Source organism: Myroides fluvii (assembly GCF_009792295.1).
Lineage (GTDB): Bacteria > Bacteroidota > Bacteroidia > Flavobacteriales > Flavobacteriaceae > Flavobacterium > Flavobacterium fluvii_A.
This window is the reverse complement of the sequence record NZ_CP039934.1, coordinates 3451752-3474984: the sequence shown is the minus strand read 5'-3', so window position 1 is coordinate 3474984 and position 23233 is coordinate 3451752. Positions and strand designations below refer to the sequence as shown.

The window sequence follows — 23233 nt, the reverse complement described above, 5'->3', positions numbered from 1 at the left end:
TGGGTTTGTTCGGTAAAAGGCCCGAAAACCAAGCAAACCCAAAGCAAACACCGAATAAACCCAAAAGGAACTGTAAATGAATGCTTGTTACCTTGTTGATTAACAGTAGTTTATACTTTGCTGTACTGGACAAAAAGGGACATTTACTCCCATTTTATCCCAAAATAGGAAGAATACGGAAGGGGGGTATTGTACAGTTGATTTTGTTTTTTAGTATTGCAAGGAGAACTGGAGTAAAGGTAGCTACGACGCATAATCAAAAATTAGCAGCCATCAAGTAAACGGTACAAGCATGGGAAAAACAGACAATAATCCCAATCGCACGGATTTAACCTCACACTATCACACCAACAAACAACCCTCACACCCTCACACCCTCACACCAACCAACAACAAACAACAAACAACCCTCCCTTTTTTGACCTATGTCAATGTTTTTAGATCTAGATAAGCTGAATTTTGTCTCAGTAAAAATTTAGAATATGAACAGTAAATATTACAAGTACGTCAACACGTTGTTTGTCGTAATTCCGATGACTCTAATCATGGCCTTTGTTGGGTTGATTCGCAACTATGGTTTTCAGGACGGTTGGTTCTTTCTGTTTTTGAAAGCGTGGAGTGTCATGCTGCCCGTAGCTTATGCTTCTGCTTTCCTTATTATTCCTAAAGCAAGAAAATACGCAGAACAATTAATTAAGAAATAGAATGGAAGATCAATTACGAGAATTTGGAAAGAGCAGTCAAGAACGTGTAGAGCGAGCGTTGAGCTTTTTAAAAGTGGGCAAGGGAGTGTTGTTGTTGGACGATAGCGATAGAGAAAATGAAGCCGATGTGATTTTCTCCGCTCACTTGATGTCGGAACAAGACATGGCTGTATTGATTCGCTATTGTAGCGGGGTCATTTGTCTGTGTTTGACCAATGAAAAAGCGGATCATTTGGCTTTACCCTATATGGTTACAGAGAACACCAGTCAATTTCAAACCCCTTTTACCATTGCGATTGAGGCTGCCAAAGGAGTTACCACAGGATTATCCGCAGCGGATCGTTTAACGACAGTTCGTGCGGCAAGCAATAAAAATGCACAAGCGGAGGATCTAGCTAGACCCGGACACATCTTTCCCTTACGCGCAAAAAACGGAGGGGTTTTAGAGCGAAATGGACATACCGAAGGCAGTGTGGATTTGATGAAGTTAGCTGGTTTACCACCAGAGGCCGTTTTGTGTGAATTAATGAATGACGATGGAAGTATGGCGCGATTGCCAGAAGCAATTGAGTTCGCCTTAGCACATAAAATGACGGTGTTAACAATCGCAGATGTGGTGTATTATCGTACATTTGTTAGTGAAAAATAAGTACAATGAAACAATTAATCGCCTATATCCAAGAGCGAATTGAGGTTACGGAAGCAGAATTGGATTTGATACTCTCTTATTTTAAGTACGAAAAACTGAAGAAAGGAGCCCAATTGAACGCAGGAGTAGGACAAACACAAAAGCTGTACTTTGTTTGTCAAGGATGCTTGCGCATTTTCTATATTAATGAAGCAGGACAAGATACCACCCGCTTTTTTGCCTTCGAGAATCAATTCGCTACTACTTTAGTTAGTTTTATTCAAGGAAATAGTGCGGAAGAATATATGCAAGCACTAGAGGAAAGTGATGTCTACGTAATTGCGCATCATCATTTTTACGACTTGTTAGAGGCCGTTCCCCAATGGGAAAAGTTCTATCGCAAGTATCTAGAATTCGCTTATATCAATAACACCAGTCGACTATTTGCGATGGTTACCATGGATGCTGCTACAAGATATCAAGATTTATTATGTCAAAACCCCCAAATTGTACAGCGATTGCCAAATAAAATTGTAGCCTCCTATCTCGGAGTTTCACAAGAGACGTTAAGTCGTATCAAAGCAAAATAACTATTTTATACATTTAATTTCCAAGCTTACCGTTGAGTCATCAGCGGTAAGCTTTTTTTTGGCCCAAAAGAAAAATATTCAAATTAAAAAAATAAGCACAAATAGCGAACTATGTTGAGAATTTTTGTAAAAAATGGATTCAAAATTTTACAATTCCCATAAACTGAAGTTATTTATCCTAATTGTTAAATTTCACATTTTTTTAAAACTCGAAAAGGAAACAATTTATTAAGCTATTTTATGTAAAATATAAGATAAATCCTTTATATTTATTCCAATAAATTAAAAATACATCATATCTTTATTAAAAATAAATACAATGTACGTGTTATTTTGAATAAGAATAGATTTGGTTATGCTGTTTTTTTTGTGTTTTAAACTATAAAATAGGTTTAAAATTATGAAAAAATATAGAAAGGAAGTTAGACGCTAGATCAAGAAGTTTGGCCGCGTATAATTGAAAAAGTGCTGAAAAATTATGAATTATCTACAAACTGTAAGGGAGAGTTGTTCGGATGATTTTTTAATAAAGTTAGGTTCTGTTATTTATAGAATGAAAAATATTGATTTTTAAGGTGTTACAAAAATATATAAAACTATTTTTTTTAAAAAAATAACATAAAATTAAAATAGTTACGATTTGGTATAATATTTGATTACTATAATAATAGTAAAGAAAAATTGGTTTTTTAGTAGTTTTCTTTCTAAAAGATAATGAAAAATTGAAATAAATAGTAGTTTATGAAAAAAAATGTACTTTCAGTCGCGTTACTTATGATGTCAGGTTTCACATTCGCACAGGTAGGTATTGGTACGGCCAATCCCAATCCAGCTGCACTTTTGGATGTGGAAGCAAAAGCAGGAAATTACAAAGGAGTTCTCATTCCGCGAGTTCCTTTGCTGTCAATAGAAGATAACGCTAATGTTAATGGAGGAAAAACACCAAACAGCTTGCTTGTTTTCAATACTACAGATAGTGAGGTTTTAAAACCAGGTTACTACTATTGGTTTACCAATCGCTGGGTGCGTTTAATTACTTCTACAGATGATTTTCTAAAAGATGTAGCAAAAAACGAAGAGCTAGCAGTTAATCCAACAGAGGAAACACTTTTCTTACGCGATTCTAAAAATCACGTTGTAGCGGTTCCTTTGGCTGATGTCAACATCCTAACTACGCTCCAACCAAATGGAGAAGGGAAATATACTTATACCTCAGAAGATCAAACTCAAACGGAAATTGATGTTCCCGCAGATGTCATTCAAAATATAACAACTATTCTCCAAAATGAGACCGTAGTAAATGAAATCGTTCAGGCCATTACGCTTCAGGCAAAGAATATGACTGGAGATGATATTATTGAGGTAACGGGAGGTGAAAAAGCGGTGTTAAACCCGACCTCACTTAAAATTAAAGACAGTAGTATTACTACAGCTAAAATAAAACCAGGAAATACCAAACAACTTTTGGTAACGGATGCTACAGGTGATGTGAAGTGGGTAACGGTTACGGATGAAGTAATCAAAGAGGCAGTGCGAACGAATGAGCGTGTGACTATTCTAGAAGATAATCACAATGGAACTTTTACCTATTATAATGAAAATGCAATCGACAGTCAAACAGGATTACCTATTCGTGGTCAAGGTGTGATATTTGATGCCAATACATTGAGAATTAAAGAAAGAGAAGGGAATTCAGAACGTGGAATCTACGATTTTTACGATGGAATGACTTCGCTAGAAAATCCTTTAATTACGATTAGTACGCGTGCCAATTCAATTTTTATCGACAATAGCAGTACGATTATCGAAGGCGATAACTTGCAAAGTATAATTGAAAATATCATCAATAAGATTGAAGTGGCACAAACAAGACCCTCTCCTTTAACTGGAGAAGGAATTTTAATTAACGGAGATGCAAGTTTGGCCGGGGCTGTACTCAAAGATGTTTTATTGACTATAGCAGATGGTGCCATTTCAGAAAGAAAGCTAGCAAATAACGCAGTTACCACCTATAAAATAAACGATAAAGCGGTTACTTCTGCTAAAATTGCACCAGGAGCCGATAAACATTTATTGGTAACGAAGAATAATGAAGTACAATGGATTCCGGTAACGGATGAGATTATGAAAGAAGTGGTAACGCAAAATGAAACCATTACCATTTTAGATACTGCTGCGAATAATGGAACTTTTATTTACTACAACGAGAGTGATTTTGATGCAACAGGTGCTTTAATTGGTGCAGGTGTGCTTTTTGATGCCAATACGTTGACCATTACCGATAATGGTCAAGGGAAATACATTTTCCGCGATAAAAAAACGCAAATGGGAACTCCATTAGCAGAAATTGATATTGTAGGAACAGTTATCGAAAATATTACAGAAATTCTCGATAATCAAACGGTTGTTGAAGAAATTTATCAAAAAATTGCAGCTGAAGGTAAAGCTTTAACCAATGAAGATGCTTCAATCTTAGTTGAAGGAGGGGGAGCAGCGGTCTTGCATGCAACTAAACTATCGGTTGCTAATCAGGGAATTACTCCCATTAAAATGGCGCCAGGAGGAGATAAATTTATCTTGGTTACTAAAAATGGACAAGTAGAATGGGTACCTGCATCAGATGAAGTAATCAAAGAAATTGTTGATTATAATGAAAAAATCACGATTCTAACGGTAGATCAAAACAAAGGAACATTCGTTTATTACAATGAAGAAAACGTTGATAAAGACGGGCAAATAACAGGTACTGGTGTTTCTTTTGACGCCAATACGCTGACGATTGCGGATAATGGTGCTGGAAAGTACGTTTTCCGTGATGGCAATACAAGAACGGGAGTCGCTTTAGCTGAAATCGATATTTTAGGTACTGTAATTGAAAATATTACTGAAATCTTAAGTAAAGAAGAAGTACGTGAGGAAATTTTTGAAACTGTAGCAGCTCAAGGTAAAGATGTAACATCTGTCAATGGTTCTATAGCAATTGTTGGTGGAGAAAAAGCAACATTAAATGAGATGCAGTTGGCAATTGCTCCTGATGGAGTAACAACAATAACAATTGCACCACAAGCCGTGACAACGGAGAAAATTGCGCCAGGAGTAAAAAAAGGACAACTGTTGGTGACCAATGAAAATAGAGAAGTGCAATGGATGGATGCCACAGATCCCATCATCAAAGAAATCTTAAAGGGAAATCAAGCCGTTACCTATGTAGAAGATAACAATGATGGAACATTTACCTATTATAACGAAGCTTGTTTCGATAAAGAGGGGGTCTTAGTTGCTCCTGAAAACGGAGTTACTTTTAGCGCCAATACACTGCGCATTGAAGAAGTACCCGATGCACAAGGAAAGGGAACTGGGGTTTATAATTTCTTTGATAAATCAAGCGATACAACGCCTATTTACACCCTTAATGTTACGGCAAGTGTGATTAATAATATTGATCAGATCTTACAAGATACTCACGTTCAAAATTCGATTTATACCACGGTAGCAAATAAAGGAAAAGAAATGGAGAGTACAGATGCTTCTTTATCCATTACCGGTGGGGAAAAAGCAGTACTGAATGGCGTTACAATTAACATCAAGGAAGAGGGAGTTCAGACACAACACTTAGCTGAAGGTGCTGTAACACCAGCAAAGATAAATTCAGAAACAGCCTTAAAAGGAACATTGCTAACAGCAGATGGTTTAGAGAAAGCGTATTTTCAACCGGCGAGTGAAGCAGTTCGACCTGCCATGCAAGGAGACTTAGCAGGAGAAGCAGGCGTGATTTCTATTTTAGGAGGAGGTGAAAATGTACTGTTTGGTGACACGACCAAGAAAGTAACCATTGCCATTAATAAAGGTGGGGTAAAAGGGGAACACATCGGAAACCGAACCATAACTAATGATAATATCGCCAACCAAACGATTCAGGCAACGAAATTGAATGCGGTTGGAGAACAAGCAGGAACGGTAGCCACAGTAAATCCGGATGGTACCGTGAGTTATTCGCCCATCCAGGCGGGTAGTATTGCAGATAAAGGCAATATAACAAGTGATGGCATTATCTCTGTATCGGATCAGGGGCAAGGAAAAGTATTGAGTAACGTCCATTTAGGTATTGAGAATACTTCAGTTACAGCTGCTAAATTGAGTTCACAAGGCGCTCAACAAGGTAGCGTAGCTACAGCTCAGGCCGACGGAACTGTGTCTTATCAACCACTAAAAGGGGAAAACCTAACGGATAAAGCTGCGTTGAAAACGGATGGTATTATTCAAGTAGATGGATTGACTCAACTAGACAATACCCTATTAAAAGAAGCGAAGTTGAGCATTGCAGAACAATCAATTACCGCAACTCAAATTGCAGATCATACCATTACTAATGATCAGATTGCACTAAATACCATTACGGTAGACAAAATTTCAGCAGGAAATGAGCCACCAAAACGCGTGATGGTGATTGATGAATTTGGGGTGGTAAAATGGGGAGAATTAGATGATTTAGTAACGGATGCTGCGGGTAATTTAAAGACAGATGCAATTATTGAAATCAGAGAAGGAGATGGAGTTAATGCGCTATTCAATGATGTGAAATTGGGAATTAGAGAAAATAGTATTCCGAAATCTAAATTACTCTCTAAAGAAGGCAATGTTAATATCGTGCGCGATATGTTGTTGGTTACAGATGGTGCTGGAGGATTTGACTATGTAGAGAAGCAAGCCGTTCAGGCTGGAGGTGTGGATTTAAACTTGGGAACAGCTCTAGACTTTATTGATGGAACCAATGGGCTGAATGCTGTTTTAGCTCCGATGTCTTTGGATGTAAAAGCAGGAGGAATTACCGAAGGTAAATTAGCAGATCAAGCGGTAACAACAGCGAAAATTTCTGCACAAGGGGCAGACGAAAATGCGGTGTTAACTGCAGATGGACAAGGAAATGTAGCCTATAAAAAAATAAACGAAGCCGCTTTTGAAGGAGCGGAAGCGGAGTTGAAATCTGATGGATCTTTGCAGATTCCCTTGGATAATAAAGCGGTATTAAGTGAAACAGTTATCGGAATTGCAACCAGCGGTGTTCAAAATCAACACTTAGCAAATCAAGCCGTTACTGTAGGTAAAATTAACTCAGAAGCTGCCGCAAATGGAACGGTATTAAGTGCCGATGGCTTCGGAAATACAAGTTTTAAAACACTGAATGCCCTTGCAGATGAACAAGGTAAAGCGATTACTTCTGCAGAGCAAACGTTAGACATTGCTGAGAATAAAGCCGCTTTACAAGCGCTGAGTATCGATGTAGCAACAAGTGGAATTAAAACGAAACACCTTGATGCACAAGCGGTAACTGCTGCTAAAATAGGTTCTTTAGATGCAGGTGAGGGATTAGTATTAACCTCAAACGCACAAGGAGGTGCTGAATTCAAAGCTTTAGGTGATGTTTTAAGTGGTGCTGGTAAAGAAATTAAAAGTGGTCCCTCGATTACGGTAACAGGGGGAGAACATGCAGCTTTACAAGATGTGACCCTTGATGTGTCCAATTTTGGAATTACAGAAATGAAGATAGCCAACGCGGCTGTTTCTACATTGAAAATAAGAGACAACGCGGTTACAACGGCAAAAATTGCACCGGATGGGAGTAATAAAATTCTCGCAACAGATAATCAAGGTGTAGTGAAATGGGTGGGAACAAGTGATGAATTGATTAAAATCATTGTTGAATCGAATGAATCTATTACGCGTTTAGTGGATAATGGCGATGGTACAATGACGTATTATAATGAAGAACAAGTAGATAGCTCAGGTAATCTTAAACCTAATGCTAGGGGGGTAGTGTTTGATGCAAATACGCTATCAATCAGACAGCCACAGCCTTTTGTATATGAGTTTAGAGATAAAGCTGATCTTACAGGACAAACGATTTTAGCTACGATTGATACCAGAGCCAAATCGATTGTTTTTGAAGATAATAGCATTACCTATAATAATGTGGAAGAAGCTATTCTTAGCTTAATGCTAAAAATTGAACAAATAGAAAACCTCCAAATAGCAAAAGCACCTTTGTCAGGTGATGGTATTTTGATAAATGGGCAAGGGACAGCAACGGATGCCGTTTTCAAAGATATTACGTTGAGTATTGCAGATGAAGCAGTTACTCCAGCAAAGATAAAAGGGGGAAATGCGAAACAATTACTCCTTACTAATGAAGCTGGAAAAGCACAATGGATAGATAAATCAGATCCGATTATCAAAGAAATTGTACAAGAAAATGAAAAAGTAACGATTTTGGAAGCGCTTGATAATGGAACTTTTGTCTATTATAACGAAGCAGCTATTGACGCAAATGGAGCTATTGTTGGAACAGGTGTAGTATTTGATGCGAATACCTTAACGATTGAAGATCAAGGAAATGGTGCTTATGCTTTTTATGATAAATCACAAACAGATCCTATAGCGATTATTGATATTCCAGGAACAGTGATAGAGAATATTACTGAATTGTTGAATCATATTTCAGTAAAACAAGAAATTTTCAATGTTGTAGCTGCACAAGGGAAAAATGTAACTTCAGATCAAGCCATAGAGATTACAGGAGGAACAAAAGCCGCGCTTGCTGAAATGATGATCGGTTTGAAAAATGGAGGGGTAACAACGGAAAAAGTAGCTGAAAAGGCAATTACCGCTGATAAGCTATGGGCCGGTGCGGATAAAGTCAATTATGTACCTATCGTACAAAATGACGGTTCTGTTGCGTATCAACCGATGACGGTAGCTGTTACTGGACAACCTTTAGCTGTTGATACGTCGCTTGAAATTACAGGTAATGGCGATGCATCTAGAGCCGTGTTGGAAAACATTGGATTGCAAGTAAAAAACAGCGGTATTGAAAATAAACACCTAAAAAACCTTTCCGTTACAGCAGGTAAAATTAATTCGCAAGAGGCCGTAAGAGGTACTGTATTAGCTGCTGACGGATCTGGAAATGCAGCATTTACCTCAGCTAATACAATTGTGGCACCCGCCATGCAAGGGGATTTAGTAAGTGATCCTTCTTTGGTAATTGAAAATGGAGGAAATGTCCTTTTTGGCGATAATACAACACAAGTAAAAGTAAGAATTAACGAAGGGGGAGTAACAGGTACTCATATTGCGAATCAAGTGATTCAAAATGATCACTTGGTGAATAAAACGATTCAGGCAAATAAGTTAACTGCGGGTATTGGAGCTGTTAATCGCGTGGCTGTGGCAGATGATGAAGGCAACGTAACGTATCAAATGCTATCTACACAAAGCTTAACTGAAAAAGGAAATATTACAACAGATGGTATTATTGCCGCTTCAAATAATGGAGTAGGGAAAGTATTAGAAGATGTAAGATTAAGTATTAATGATCATTCAATCAAAGCTACGAAATTAGATGGTGGTGGAGCTGTTGAGGGCGCAGTAGCAACTGTTGGGGCTAATGGGGTATCTGTGAGTTATTTACCATTTACAACAGATCGCATCACCAACAAAGGAAATATTTCTACAGATGGGGTTATTACAGTTTCAGAAAATGGCGTTGGCAAAGTGTTGCAAGATGTTACACTTGGAATTAAAGAGAAGGGAATCGGAACAGCGAAATTAGCGGATAAAGCGGTAACAAACGAAAAAGTGGACGATGTAACCATTACTGCGAATAAATTATCGTCAGCAGGAGTTACAGCAAGAAGCGTGTTAATTAGTGGTGAAAATAACGAAGTGAGATGGGGTGAGTTAGGCGATATCGTAACGGATACAGCTGGAAATCTAACCACGGATGACATTATACAGATGACGAATGGAAATGGAGTAAATACGCTATTGAAAGATGTAAAATTGAGTATTGCTGAAAATAGCATAACAATAAATAAACTGAGCTCCAAAGAAGGCGCAACCAATGTACCTATTGATTATGTATTAGTTACAGACGGACAAGGCGGATTTGATTTTGCTTTTCGCGATGCAGTAGAAGTAGGGGGTGTTGATTTGAAAGTTGGAACTGCTTTAGAATTTACTGAGGGAACCACTGGATTAAATGCCGTACTCGTTCCTACTAAAATTGATATCAAAGACGGAGGAGTAGCATCGGCAAAATTAGCAGAGGGTTCGGTAACAGTAGGTAAAATTTCATCAGGAAATGCTACAGCACACACTGTGTTAACGGCGCAAGGTAATGGAACAGTTGCCTATGAAGCATTAAATGAAAATGCATTTGCTGGAAATGGTGCCAATTTGGTGTCTGATAATTCCATCCAAGTGGCAGCTAATAATAAAGCTTTGCTACAACAAACAAGCATTGCAATTGCAACTGCGGGAGTAAAAAACCAACACATTGACAATTTAGCGGTTACCAACAATAAGATTAGTTCTAAGGTAGGTACAACCAATGCGGCGAATGGTACGTTATTAGCTGCGGATGGCAGTGGAAATACGGCTTTTAAAACGCTAAATGATTTAGCTAGTACACAAGGAAAAGCAGTGACTTCTGATGGTTCACTTAGTGTAACAAGCAACAACAAAGCTACTTTACAAAATTTGAATATTAAAATTGCCAATGAAGGAGTAGAGAACAAACACATTGGTTTAAGGGAAATAACCGCAAACAAAATTGGTACATCGGGAGTGAGTGGAGGATTGGTCTTAACGGCTGATGGACAAGGTGCAGCTCAGTTCTCTAGCATCACTGATGCAATTACAGGTGCAGGGAAAAATATACAAGAAGGCGCCGGTATTGCAATAGTGGGAGGTGTAAAAGCCGCGTTGCAAGATGTGAAAATTAGCGTAGCGAATCACGGTATTGACAATGTGAAAATTGCTAGTGGTGCTGTGAATGCAAGAACCATCGAAGCTAAAGCGGTAGGAACTGCCGAACTAGATACAGCTGCAGTGACAGGTGAAAAAATAGCAGAAGGCACGATCACCCATACTAAAATTGCTAATTCAGCAATTAGAAAGAACCATATTTATATTCAAAATATTGAAGAACAGCATTTTGCTGGTGGAGCGGTGAGTAATCGAGCATTAGGTAATAAAGCCGTAACTGTTGCAAAAATCAATGCTGAAACGGCAACGATAGGACATGTACTAACGGTAGAATCTAATGGTAATGTCTCTTTTAAAGCACCAACGGGAACTACAATCTCTAGAGGTGATTTGACGAGTAAGGAATCGGATTTATTTGCCATTACCAATGGTAGTCAAGCGGTATTGAAAGATATTACGTTAGATATAAAAAGCGGCGGAATCAAAACCAAACACATTGCAACTGATGCTGTTGGAACGGCCGAAATTAAAAATGGAGCTATTACCAATGCTAAAATTGGGAATGAAGCCGTAAATACGAATGAATTAAAAGACAAAGCGGTAACCAGTGCTAAAATTGGAGCGCAAGCAGTTGGAACAGGAGAACTTGCAAATGGTGGGGTGACTTATGAAAAAATGGCGACTAATTCTGTAGGATACAACCAGTTGAGAAATAATTCAGTATACGATGGAATTCTTCAAGATAAGGGGGTAAAAGTAGAAAAAATCAATTCAGGAAACGCCAGTTCAGGGTATGTATTAACTGCAAATGGCTCTGGAGGTGCCACTTTTAGAGCAGCTTCTGGAAATACGGGTTCAGGTGAATTATATGGAGATGGACCAGTGAAAGTAACCAATGGTGCTAATGCTGTAATGCGCGATGTTCGATTGGATATTAGAGATGGCTCCATTGATACACAACATATTGATAATGATGCTGTTGGATTTGCTCAATTGAAAGCAAACTCCGTGTATGGAAGTGTGATTAAAAATCAAGCCATAACTAGAGATAAAATTGGGAATAATGCCGTTGGATTCAATCAATTAGATAACGAATCTGTCTATGGTTCTGTCATTAAGAATAGTGCGATTACCAATGAGAAAATAGCAACGAATGCAGTGGGATATAATGAAATACAGGTTGATGCCATTCACACCAATGTGGTGAAAGACAAGGGAATTGAAGAGCGTAAAATCGCTTCAGGAAGTGCACGCTCAGGGTATGTATTAACTGCAAATGGAAGTGGTGGTGCCACATTTGAAGCTCCGCAAGGTGGAGGAAGTAGTGAAGCAGGAATGCCTAAATTCTTTTACTTACCTGCAATGTACGTGCAGATTGTTTCTGGCGGATCAGGTACACTACGTGTCTATGACGAATATAGAGATCAATTCAGTAGTCCGATGGTGTCCAACTCTGGAGCGGGATCTAATGCTTCTTTACCTGTAATGGGCAGAGGCGAATTAAACTATCACGTGACCTATTATGATACGACTATTTTTTATGATGTAAATATGAGTAATGATGGGGTGATGACCTATAAAATGAGATCAGGCGCGCAACCTACGGGGAGAACGTTTTTCAATATCGTTTTAGAAGTAAAATAAGGATTCATAACTCACAGTAGATTTTGTTCTACTGTGCGTTTGATTAATAAGCAACAGATGAAAAAGTATTTATATGCGATAATCGCTTGTTTCTGTTTACTAACAGCACAAGCACAAACGAGAAGTGGAACGGTTACTTTTCCGTTAACCGACGGAAATGGAAGTCCACCTCCAGGAGTTGTGTCGAAAACGGACCCCGGAGGAAATGCTCCCAATGGATATCAACGCTATACCTCAGAAGGGACAGTACTTACTAGAGATCGAGTGTCTTATAGCGCTATTGCATTGGATAATTTAGAAATCGATTTAAGAGAAGGGCTTACCGTAGAGTTTGAATATGCAATGGCCTCTGTACCACCCGCTGCTTATGGTAAAGGGGAAGGGATGACCTTTTTTATCTTTGATGCCTCGCGCTCTTTTGAGATAGGGTATGGATTTGAGGCTTTGGGATATGCCTATAACGAAGCCAATAGTAACCTAGGAAGAAAAAAAGGAGTGTTGGGCGCTTATCTAGCCGTAGGATTTGATATCGGTGGTGGATTTCACAAACACTTTGAGAATAATGAATACAGAAGAGAAGGTATTTCTGCTCAGCGATTTTCCGATGCCGGATTTAGTCAAGCAGATTTTGGGCGATACAGAGCCAATCACGTAACGCTAAGAGGTGCTCATGCTGATTTTCGTCAAGGAGGAGGGTTTAACGGAAATCCCGTTCTGTTGACCAAATATTTTGGGGGCTTTTCTGCAAATTCAACGGATGTATCCATGGCGACCCTCAACTATAGAACAGGACAATACAACTTTGGCTTTAACAGCGATGCCGCCAGTTTTGACGTCGGTAACGGCGGATCTGAAGCCAATCCTAATTTTCAGAAAATTAGAGTCGAGCTAGAGCCCGTGAGCAATGGAAATGGCATGTATGTCACGGTAAAAGCAATCGAAGGTAGTAGAGAAATTATGCTGATTGATCGCTTTCAATACGAGACAAACTTTAAAACGTTTGACAAATTAAACGACCTCTATGATTTTAGCGCTCCTATTCCGCATCGGGTAAAAATTGGATTTAGTGCTGCAACAGGCAATTTTACCCAACAAAAAACAATCATTCGAAACGTAAAAGTATCGATTCCCAATGCGTTGATTCTCCCTGATGTAACAGACAAAATGTGTGTGAGTGATAACGGAAATAGTAGAAATGCAGCAATCTCAGTATCCTTATTTGAAGAAGCTGATTTTTCAGTCAATGCTAGCTCTTTTAAATTTTTGGATAGTAGTGGTAGTGAAGTAGGAACTTCGTATACACAATCCAACGTAGGACGATGGGAATACTCCTCGAGAAATGAGGAAGTAACCTTGACCCTAACGAATGGAAATTTTGAGCCTGGAGATGTAGCCGAAGTTCACTATATCGTAGAGGCTCGAGATGGCACAAAAGCACAACCCGCTACCATTCGAATTACGGGAATCGCTTGTGGGGCAACTATCAATCCGCAGATTCAAGTGAAGGATCAAAATGCGCCCTATTTGAGATAGTTAAAAATAGAATACCCTGGTGTTCGAGTTGAATAATATAGAAAAAATACAGAATTGATATAAATAGTTGTTTATGAAAAAAAATGTACTTTCAGTTGCGTTATTAATGATGTCGGGTTTTGCATTTGCACAGGTGGGGATTGGAACTGCAAATCCGAATGCATCTGCTTTATTAGATGTAGAAGCTAAAGAAGGAAGCTATAAAGGAGTTCTAATCCCTAGGATTCCATTAGCCTCTGCAACAGATAACTCTACTATTAACGGTAAAAATACCCCTAATAGTTTATTGTTGTTTAATACAACAGACAATAGCGATCTAAAACCAGGCTATTACTACTGGTTTGATAATCGTTGGGTGAGATTAATTGCTTCAACCGATGATTTATTAGAAGATTTAGCAATTAATGAAGAATTAGCTGTAAATGTGACTCAGCAAAGTCTATTCTTGCGCGATTCAAAGGATAATGTCGTGTCAGTGCCTTTAGCGGATATTAACCTAGTTACAACATTAACCGCGAGCGGACAAGGAAAATACGTTTATACATCAGAAGATAAAACAATAACAACGATTGATGTTCTAGCTGATGTCATTAATAATATTTCAGTGATTCTCAATCAAGACACTGTTATTGAGGAAATTGTTCAATCGATTACAGCTCATGCGAAACCACTAACAGGAGATAGCAGTATTGAGGTGATTGGTGGGCAAAAATCCGTTTTAACAGCAACGCAATTGAGTGTTAAAAATCAAGGAATTACCCCTGCCAAAATTCAGCCAGGAGCCAATAAACAACTCTTAGTCACAGACGATAATGGCGCAGTTAAATGGGTAGATGCAACCGATGATATCATCAAAGAAGCCGTAGAACACAATGAAACGGTTACGCTATTAGTAGATGGGGGGGATGGAACCTTTACCTATTACAATGAAAAAGGCGTAGATGCCAATGGAGATCTAATTCAAGGTAGGGGAGTGAAATTCGATGCCAATACGTTGCGTATTCAAGAAAGAACAGGAAGCGCAGGAAAAGGAATTTTTGATTTTTACGATGGAGCAACTTCTCTTCAAAATCCATTAATGACCATCAATACGCGTGCGAAGGCTATTGTATATGAGAATAATTCAACGAGTATTCAAGGGGATAATATACAAGATATCTTAGACAGTATTATTCAAAAAATAGAACAAGCACAAGGGAGTACAGCTTCTTTAAAAGGAAATGGAATCCTTATAAATAATCAAGCGGAAGTGCCTCATGCTGTTTTGAAGGATATGACCTTGACGATTGCAGATGATGCGGTTACAGAAGCGAAGATATTAGACGGATCGGTTAATACCTATAAATTAAAAAATAATGCAGTAACACCAATAAAAATTGCACCAGGCGGAAACAAACAACTCTTAATTACAGACGATAATGGCGCAGTTAAATGGGTAGATGCAACCGATGATATCATCAAAGAAATCGTTGAACACAATGAAACGGTTACGCTATTAGTAGATGGTGGAGATGGAACCTTTACCTATTACAATGAACAGGGCGTTGATGCCAATGGAGATGTAATTATAGGACAAGGGGTAAAGTTTGATGCCAATACGTTGCGTATTGAAAAAGCAGCCGATAACACCTTTAAATTTTACGATAAAACAAGTGCTACAACACCTATTGCCACGATTGATGTTGCCGAAAGTGTTATTGAAAATATCACGCAAATCTTAAATGATACTACGGTACAGAACGATATCTATAACACCGTAGCAGCCCAAGGAAAAGCGGCAACAGCTGCGGATGGTTCGATTCAAGTGGACAATGGAACGCAAGCGGTATTAAACGAAATGCAAATTTCCGTGGCCAATGCGGGAATTACACCAATAAAAATTGCACCAGGCGGAAACAAACAACTCTTAATTACAGACGATAATGGCGCAGTTAAATGGGTAGATGCTTCTGATGCCATCATCAAAGAAATCGTTGAACACAACGAAATAGTTACGGTACTGGTAGACGGCGGAGATGGAACCTTTACCTATTACAATGAAAAGGGCGTTGATGCCAATGGAGATGTAATTATAGGGCAAGGGGTAAAGTTTGATGCCAATACGTTGCGTATTGAAAAAACAGCCGATAATACCTTTAAATTTTACGATAAAACAAGTGCTACAACACCTATTGCTACGATTGATGTTGCCGAAAGTGTTATTGAAAATATCACGCAAATCTTAAATGATACCACGGTACAGAACGATATCTATAACACCGTAGCAGCCCAAGGAAAAGCGGCAACAGCTGCGGATGGTTCGATTCAAGTGGACAATGGAACGCAAGCGGTATTAAACGAAATGCAAATTTCCGTGGCCAATGCGGGAATTACCCCAATAAAAATTGCACCAGGCGGAAACAAACAACTCTTAATTACAGACGATAATGGCGCAGTTAAATGGGTAGATGCTTCTGATGCCATCATCAAAGAAATCGTTGAACACAACGAAATAGTTACGGTGCTGGTAGACGGCGGAGATGGAACCTTTACCTATTACAATGAACAGGGCGTTGATGCCAATGGAGATGTAATTATAGGGCAAGGGGTAAAATTTGATGCCAATACGTTGCGTATTGAAAAAGCAGCCGATAATACCTTTAAATTTTACGATAAAACAAGTGCTACAACACCTATTGCCACGATTGATGTTGCCGAAAGTGTTATTGAAAATATCACGCAAATCTTAAATGATACCACGGTACAGAACGATATCTATCACACTGTTGCAGCTCAAGGAAAGAAAATAGGAAGTAATGATGGGTCTATTGCTATAACAGGTGGTAATCAAGCGGTATTGAATGCCGTGACGATTAATATTGAAGAAGGAGGGGTAACAGAAAGGAAGATTAAAAACAAAACTATTACAGCGGCTAAAATGGATGCGACAGGAGTTGCTAATGGAGCTGTATTAACGGCTGACGGATTGGGGAATACCGCTTATAAAGCACCTCAATCAGTGGTAGCGCCAGCGATGCAAGGTGATCTAGTAGGAGAAGATGGAGTAATCAACGTAACTGGAGGGGAAAATGTTTTATTTGGTGATGCAACGAAAGAAGTAACCATCGAAATTAATGCGGGAGGAATTGCCAATGACCACTTGGGACATCAATCAATTAAAGCTGAAAAGTTTGATGCGACTGGTGAAACTGCAGGACATGTGGCAACCGTAAATGCGGATGGAACAGTAACTTATCAAGCCTTAACACCTGCTGCAATTACAGGCAAAGGTGATATTACTACAGATAATATCGTAACGGTAGATAATGGTACAGGAAAAGTATTGGGTAATGTACATTTAGGAATTAAAGACCAATCCGTTACTGCTGCGAAACTAGATGCAACAGGTGCAACAGCAGGTGCAGTTGCCACAGTGAATGCTAATGGAACGGTTACTTATAAAGTGCTAGATGCAGCTGCAATTACGGACAAAGGAGATATTACAACGGATGGTATAATCAAAGTCGATAATGGTACTGCTAAAGTATTGGGGAATGTAGACCTAAGTATTGAAGCCAATTCCATTACAGCCAGCCAAATTGCGGGTAAGACCGTTACAGCGGGGCAAATTGCAGATAACACCCTTACAAATGATCAGATTGCGCTAAATACCATAACGATTGATAAATTATCTCCAGGGACTGAACCAGCGAAGCGAGTTTTAGTGATTGATGATAATCGCGAGATCAAATGGGGGGAACTCGATGATTTAGTGACGGATGCTGCAGGTAATTTAACGACAGATGGCATTGTTGAAATTCAAACAGGTGATGGAATAAATACTTTGTTTAACGATGTGAAACTGGGAATTAAAGACCAAAGTATAACCAAAGAAAAGTTATTCTCTATTGATGTAGACGGAATTGTCGTACGCGATATGTTGTTGGTTACAGATGGTGCTGGTGGATTTGACTATGTAGAAAAAGAAGCCGTTCAGGCGGGAGGTACTGACTTAAATTTAGGAACTTCCTTAGATTTTATCGATGGAACAAACGGGCTTAATGCCGTTTTAGCTCCCGTATCTTTGGATGTGAAACAAGGAGGGATCTCTACAGCTAAATTAGCCGATGGTGCAGTAACTCTAGCTAAAATCAATGCCGTTGGTGCAGATGAAAATGCAGTATTAACTGCAGATGGACAAGGGAATGTAGCCTATAGAAAAATAAACGAAACTGCTTTTGAAGGGGCGGAAGCCGATTTAAAAACAGATGGATCTCTATCAATTCCGGAAGATAATAAAGCGTTATTGAGTGAACTTACGATTAGCATTGCCAATAGTGGAGTGAAAACGCAACATTTATCCAATCAATCGGTTACTGTTGGTAAAATTAATGCGGAAGCAGCAGTTAATGGAGCTGTATTAACAGCTGATGGATCGGGTAATACAACCTTTAAACCGTTAAATGAAGTCGCTCTTATACAAGGACAAACGGTATCTTCATCCGACCAGTCTATTGCTGTGCCAGCAGGAAATAAAGCAACCCTACAACCGTTGGATGTAACGGTTGCAGCAGCTGGAATTAAAAATGGACATATCGCTTCGAAAGCTGTAACAGAAGATAAGATTGGTACGAACAAAGCCGCAGGTTTTGTATTAACGTCAAATGGCAATGGAGGAACGGAGTTTAAAACCTTAGGCCAAATTATCGGAAATTCGGGTAAACCAATCGTTGGATCTTCGGCTGTTGACGTACAAGGAGGGGAACACGCAGCTCTTGCAGATGTAACAATCGATATTTTAGCAGGCGGAATTACCAACGATAAATTGGCTGTTGATGCAGTTGCTACAGCTAATATTCAAAATCAAGCCGTTACTGCGGCTAAAATGATTGGTGATGAACCAAGACATATTTTGGGTACGGATGCTAGTGGAACTGTAACCTGGTTAGGTGCTAATGATCCTATTTTGACTACGATTATTCAAACCAATGAAGCAATAACTTTATTACGTGATAATGAAAATGGTTCTTTTACTTATTTCAATGAAAATGAAGTAGATAAAAACGGGAATCTCAAGCCGAATGCTACGGGGGTAACTTTTGATGCCAATACATTAACCATTGTAGAAACACTGGATAATAAATATGAATTTTACGATGCGACTAGTGCAACGGTCCCTTTAGCTACCATTGATGTAAAAGGTTCAGTTATTGAACATATTAGTGAAATACTACAGGAATCTACGGTAAAAGAGGAAATTTACAATACCGTAGCCGCACAAGGAAAAGCGTTAACCCCTTCCGATAGTTCAATCACTCTAGTAGGTGGTACGAAATCTGTTTTAGAAGCGGTTCAAATTGCCGTTACAAATGAGGGAATTACCCCGGCTAAAATTGCGCCAGGTGTGGTTGGGCAATTGTTGGTAACCAATACCGAAGGTAAAGTAGAATGGGTAGATGCAAGCAGTGATATTATTGAAACCATTGTCAATACGCAAGAGCGAATTACACTATTGCGTGATAACGGCAATGGTAAATTCACCTATTTTAATGAAAATGATGTAGATAAAGAGGGAAATATCATTGGGCAAGGCGTAGATTTTGATGCCAACACCATGCGTATTGATTCCAATGAACCTGGAAAATATGTCTTTTACAACAAAGCATCCAATGATGCAGTGGCAACGATTGATATCGTGGGAACGGTAATTGAACATTTTACCGAAATTTTAAATGACACGACGGTACAAAATGATATTTATACCACCGTCTTAGCACAAGGTAAAACGGTAACGGGTGATACTGCTATCGAAGTAACCGGGGGGGAACAAGCTGCTTTACAGACAATGAATATTGCATTGAAAAATGAAGGAGTCACTACAGCGAAAATTAAAAACTTAGCCGTTACCGAAAGCAAACTGTATGCGGGAGAAGGGAAAGAAAACTATGTTCCCGTAGCGCAAGGAGATGGTACAGTTAGGTATCAACCGATGGCTGCCGTGCTACAAGGTAAAGCTTTGGGGGTAGATGGTTCGTTAGAAGTTGTGGGCGACGCGTCTAAAGCCGTATTACAGCCTTTCTCTTTACAAGTAAAAGCAGGTGGAATTGACCATACACATATCCAAAACAAAGCCATATCCAAAGCTAAAATTAGCGCAGAGGGTGAAGCAGAGGGAACTGTATTAACAGCCGATGGTTCAGGTAATGTCGGATTCAAAACAATGGAAGATGCCATTACACCACTGATGAATGCTGATTTAATCGGACAAGAAGGTATCCTTGTTGAAGGAGGAGCGAATGTTCTTTTTGGTGCGGATGGTACGCAAGCCATTTTGAAAATTAACGATGGAGGCGTAAAAGGCAAACACATTGCAGCAGGTACTGTTAAAAATGCAAATATTGCTGATACTACCATTGAAGCCACAAAACTTACTGCAGGAACAGGTTTGGCTAATCGCATAGCCACGGCTAATGCTGCAGGAGAAGTAGTTTATCAAACACTTTCTACTGAAATCCTTACAGGAAAAGGAAATATTAGCACAGATGATAGTATTACCGTATCCGATAATGGGGAAGGTAAAGTATTGTCCGATGTTACAATAGGACTTGCAAATAACTCCATTCAAGCAATTAAATTACACGGGGGTGGAGCCCCTGCCAATGCGGTGGCTATGGTAGCTGCCAATGGTACAACGGTAAATTATGAGCCCATTACTCCCGCTAAAATTGCCAACAAAGGGAAGATTACAACGGATGGCGTTGTGACGGTAACAGATAATGGTGTAGATAAAGTATTGGCGGATGTGAAAATTGGGATTAAAGACCAAGGAATTACATCCACTCAATTAGCTGATGGTGCTGTAACCAATACCCAATTAGGGGCTAATGCGGTTACGACAGATAAAATTTCGGCAGCGGGGATTGCATCAGCCAGTGTATTAGTTACAAGAGGAGATGGCGAAGTAATTTGGGGTGAACTGGGCGATATCGTGACAGATACCGCTGGTAATTTAACCACAGACGAAATTATCCAAATCACTAATGGAAACGGAATTAATAGCTTACTAAAAGATGTTACACTCGGTATTGCCAATACAAGTGTTACCAGTAATAAATTGAGTTCTAAAGTTGGTGGGGTCAATAAATCCAGAGATTTCATCTTGATAACGGATGGACAAGGTGGATTTGATTATGCCTTTAAAGATGCCGTACAAGCAGGTGGAGCAGATCTAGTACTAGGTACTGCCTTAACTTTTACGAATGATACAGATGGATTAAATGCAGTGTTAGCTCCAACGAATATCGATGTAGCGGAAGGTGGAATTGGAACAACTAAATTGGCTGCAGGGGCTGTAACAACAGCGAAAATTAGCGCTGGAACGGCAGATGAAAATACCGTGTTAACCGCTAATAGTGATGGAACCGTAGCTTTTAAAGCACTGAGCAATACCGCTTTTGAAGGACAAGGGGAAGATTTAACTTCTGATGAATCCCTTGTGGTTTCAGCAGGCAACAAAGCCTTGTTAGCAGAAACCTCAATTGTTATTGCAGCAGAAGGAGTAGCGAATAAACACATTAAAGATAAAGCCGTTACACCAGCGAAAATTAGTGCTATAGCTGGTGCAAATAACGCACCTACTGGAACGGTACTAACTGCCGATGGCAATGGAAATGCCGTATTCCAATCTTTTGAAGTACTCGCAACGACACAAGGGAAAGCCTTGCTTGCAGGTCCTTCGATTACCGTTTCACCAGCAGCAAATAAAGCAGCTTTACAGGATATAAGCATCAATGTAGCTACAAGTGGAATTAAAAAAGAACATATTGCTGCTCGTAATGTAACCCTAGATAAAATGGGGACAGAAGATGCTGAATATGGACTAATATTGGGTACAGATGGACAAGGTGGTGTTGAATTGGTCAATATGATTGATATGATTGGTGAATCTGGAAAACGCTTAACAGGTGGAGTAGGAATCACGGTGACTGGTACTGGAGCTGCTCACGCTTTATTAGCAGAAGCCACTGTAAGCATCATGGATGAAGGTGTATCGGAATCAAAATTAGGTCCGAATGCTGTAACCCAATTGAAAATTGCAGATAGAAACGTAACGGCTGAAAAGTTAAGTTCTAAAACAACGACTGGTTTCATAAGAAGCGGTCATGTACTAACATCCGATGGCCGTGGAGGGGTAGCCTTTTTAGAACAAGGTGCAGCGGAACTGACAGGTAAAATTCACGGGGATACGACGCCAATTAGCGTGGTTCAAGGAGTGAATAGTGTACCTCATGATGTACAATTGGGAATTAAAACGGAATCCCTTGAGACAAAATATTTAGCAGATGGTGCTGTGATTACAAGCAAAATTGGCGAGGAAGCGGTAACGGCAACTAAAATTAAAAGAGCTCAACTTCAAGATGGACACTTTACTACTGGAGCTGTAATGTCAAGAGCGATTGCTGATGGTGCTGTTAGCAATGCTAAATTAGCCAATGATGCGGTAACAGAAGTAAAAATTAAGACCAATGCGGTAACCTATGACAAAATTAAGCCAGAATCTATTTATGGCAATGTTGTAAAAGACAAGGGAATTACTGCTTCTAAAATTGATGGAACAGGGGCAACTACAGGCCATGTTTTAACGGTTCAATCCAATGGAACAGTTGAGTTTAAGGCTCCAACTGGCGCAGATGTGACCAGAGGGAATTTAAATGGCAGTACAACCATAGAAGTAACCAACGGAACACAAGCTGTACTAAAGACTGTTGATCTAAAAGTAAAAGATGGATCTATTGGGTATTCACATATGGCTAATAATGCTGTGGGATTTGGCCAATTGAGAAGCAATTCAGTGTATGATGCCGCAATCAAAGACCAAGGGGTACACGCCGATAAAATTAGTTCAAAAGGCGATGGAAGTAGCAATACACCTGATGGATACGTTTTGACCTCAGATGGAAGTGGAGGGGCTTCTTTCCAAAAACCAGCAGGTGGTTCTGTGGCAATGCCGAAGTTCTTCTATGCTCCTTCTTTTTACATCCGAGTGAAACCAGGAGAGCGAAATGTACAAGTAAACGTATACAATTTTTATAAAGACCAATACGGAACACCAAAAGCGGTAAATCCAGGAGCACAACAAGCTAGTTTACCTGTTTTAGCTAAAACAGCACTTGATTACTATGTGATCTATTATGATGAATACATCTTTAGCGAAGTTGAAATTTCAAATGACGGTATGCTGAAGTATACAGTTAATAGAAATGTTGATGTAGCTACAGATAGTTATATGAACATTATGTTTGGCGTTCGCGAATAACTGGATAGATAAGAATGGCTCTGCGATAGGTATGTACCTAAAGTAGAGCCATTTACTAATTTTTTTATAAAAA

The 23233-nt window shown here is 39.3% G+C and carries 7 protein-coding genes; all 7 read left to right on the top strand.

Going from position 1 to position 23233, the window contains the following annotated elements; all coding sequences use genetic code 11:
- Nucleotides 1-292 precede the first annotated feature (292 nt).
- The 7 genes from FBR08_RS15295 to FBR08_RS15265 all read left to right on the top strand — a co-directional run bounded on the left by FBR08_RS15295 (nucleotide 293) and on the right by FBR08_RS15265 (nucleotide 23160).
- A complete protein-coding gene (locus FBR08_RS15295; protein WP_158963657.1) occupies nucleotides 293-451 on the top strand; it encodes a hypothetical protein in 159 nt (52 codons plus the stop codon).
- A 31-nt stretch (nucleotides 452-482) separates the two neighbouring features.
- Nucleotides 483-704 carry a DUF2798 domain-containing protein gene (locus tag FBR08_RS15290; RefSeq protein ID WP_158963655.1) on the top strand — a complete coding sequence of 74 codons (222 nt, stop codon included), beginning with the start codon at nucleotides 483-485 and terminating at the stop codon, nucleotides 702-704.
- A gap of 1 nt (nucleotide 705) precedes the next feature.
- Nucleotides 706-1353, top strand: a complete 648-nt coding sequence (gene ribB, locus FBR08_RS15285; protein WP_158963653.1) for a 3,4-dihydroxy-2-butanone-4-phosphate synthase — start codon at nucleotides 706-708, stop codon at nucleotides 1351-1353.
- 5 nt (nucleotides 1354-1358) lie between these two features.
- Nucleotides 1359-1922 carry a Crp/Fnr family transcriptional regulator gene (locus FBR08_RS15280; RefSeq protein WP_158963651.1) on the top strand — a complete coding sequence of 188 codons (564 nt, stop codon included), beginning with the start codon at nucleotides 1359-1361 and terminating at the stop codon, nucleotides 1920-1922.
- Between the two features lie 741 nt (nucleotides 1923-2663).
- On the top strand, nucleotides 2664-12332 hold the full coding sequence (locus FBR08_RS15275) for a beta strand repeat-containing protein (RefSeq protein WP_158963649.1): 9669 nt from the start codon (nucleotides 2664-2666) through the stop codon (nucleotides 12330-12332).
- A gap of 57 nt (nucleotides 12333-12389) precedes the next feature.
- Nucleotides 12390-13865 (top strand): hypothetical protein, encoded by a 1476-nt coding sequence (locus tag FBR08_RS15270; protein ID WP_158963647.1) that lies wholly within the window; start codon nucleotides 12390-12392, stop codon nucleotides 13863-13865.
- Between the two features lie 73 nt (nucleotides 13866-13938).
- Nucleotides 13939-23160: a beta strand repeat-containing protein gene (locus FBR08_RS15265; protein WP_158963645.1), complete on the top strand. Its 9222-nt coding sequence runs from the start codon at nucleotides 13939-13941 to the stop codon at nucleotides 23158-23160.
- The last annotated feature ends 73 nt before the right edge of the window (nucleotides 23161-23233 follow it).

Excerpts from the sequence above, each read along its gene's own strand:
- FBR08_RS15295 (WP_158963657.1), top strand. The coding sequence starts at position 293 with ATGGGAAAAACAGACAATAATCCCAATCGCACGGATTTAACCTCACAC.
- FBR08_RS15290 (WP_158963655.1), top strand. The coding sequence starts at position 483 with ATGAACAGTAAATATTACAAGTACGTCAACACGTTGTTTGTCGTAATT.
- ribB (WP_158963653.1), top strand. The coding sequence starts at position 706 with ATGGAAGATCAATTACGAGAATTTGGAAAGAGCAGTCAAGAACGTGTA.
- FBR08_RS15280 (WP_158963651.1), top strand. The coding sequence starts at position 1,359 with ATGAAACAATTAATCGCCTATATCCAAGAGCGAATTGAGGTTACGGAA.
- FBR08_RS15275 (WP_158963649.1), top strand. The coding sequence starts at position 2,664 with ATGAAAAAAAATGTACTTTCAGTCGCGTTACTTATGATGTCAGGTTTC.
- FBR08_RS15270 (WP_158963647.1), top strand. The coding sequence starts at position 12,390 with ATGAAAAAGTATTTATATGCGATAATCGCTTGTTTCTGTTTACTAACA.
- FBR08_RS15265 (WP_158963645.1), top strand. The coding sequence starts at position 13,939 with ATGAAAAAAAATGTACTTTCAGTTGCGTTATTAATGATGTCGGGTTTT.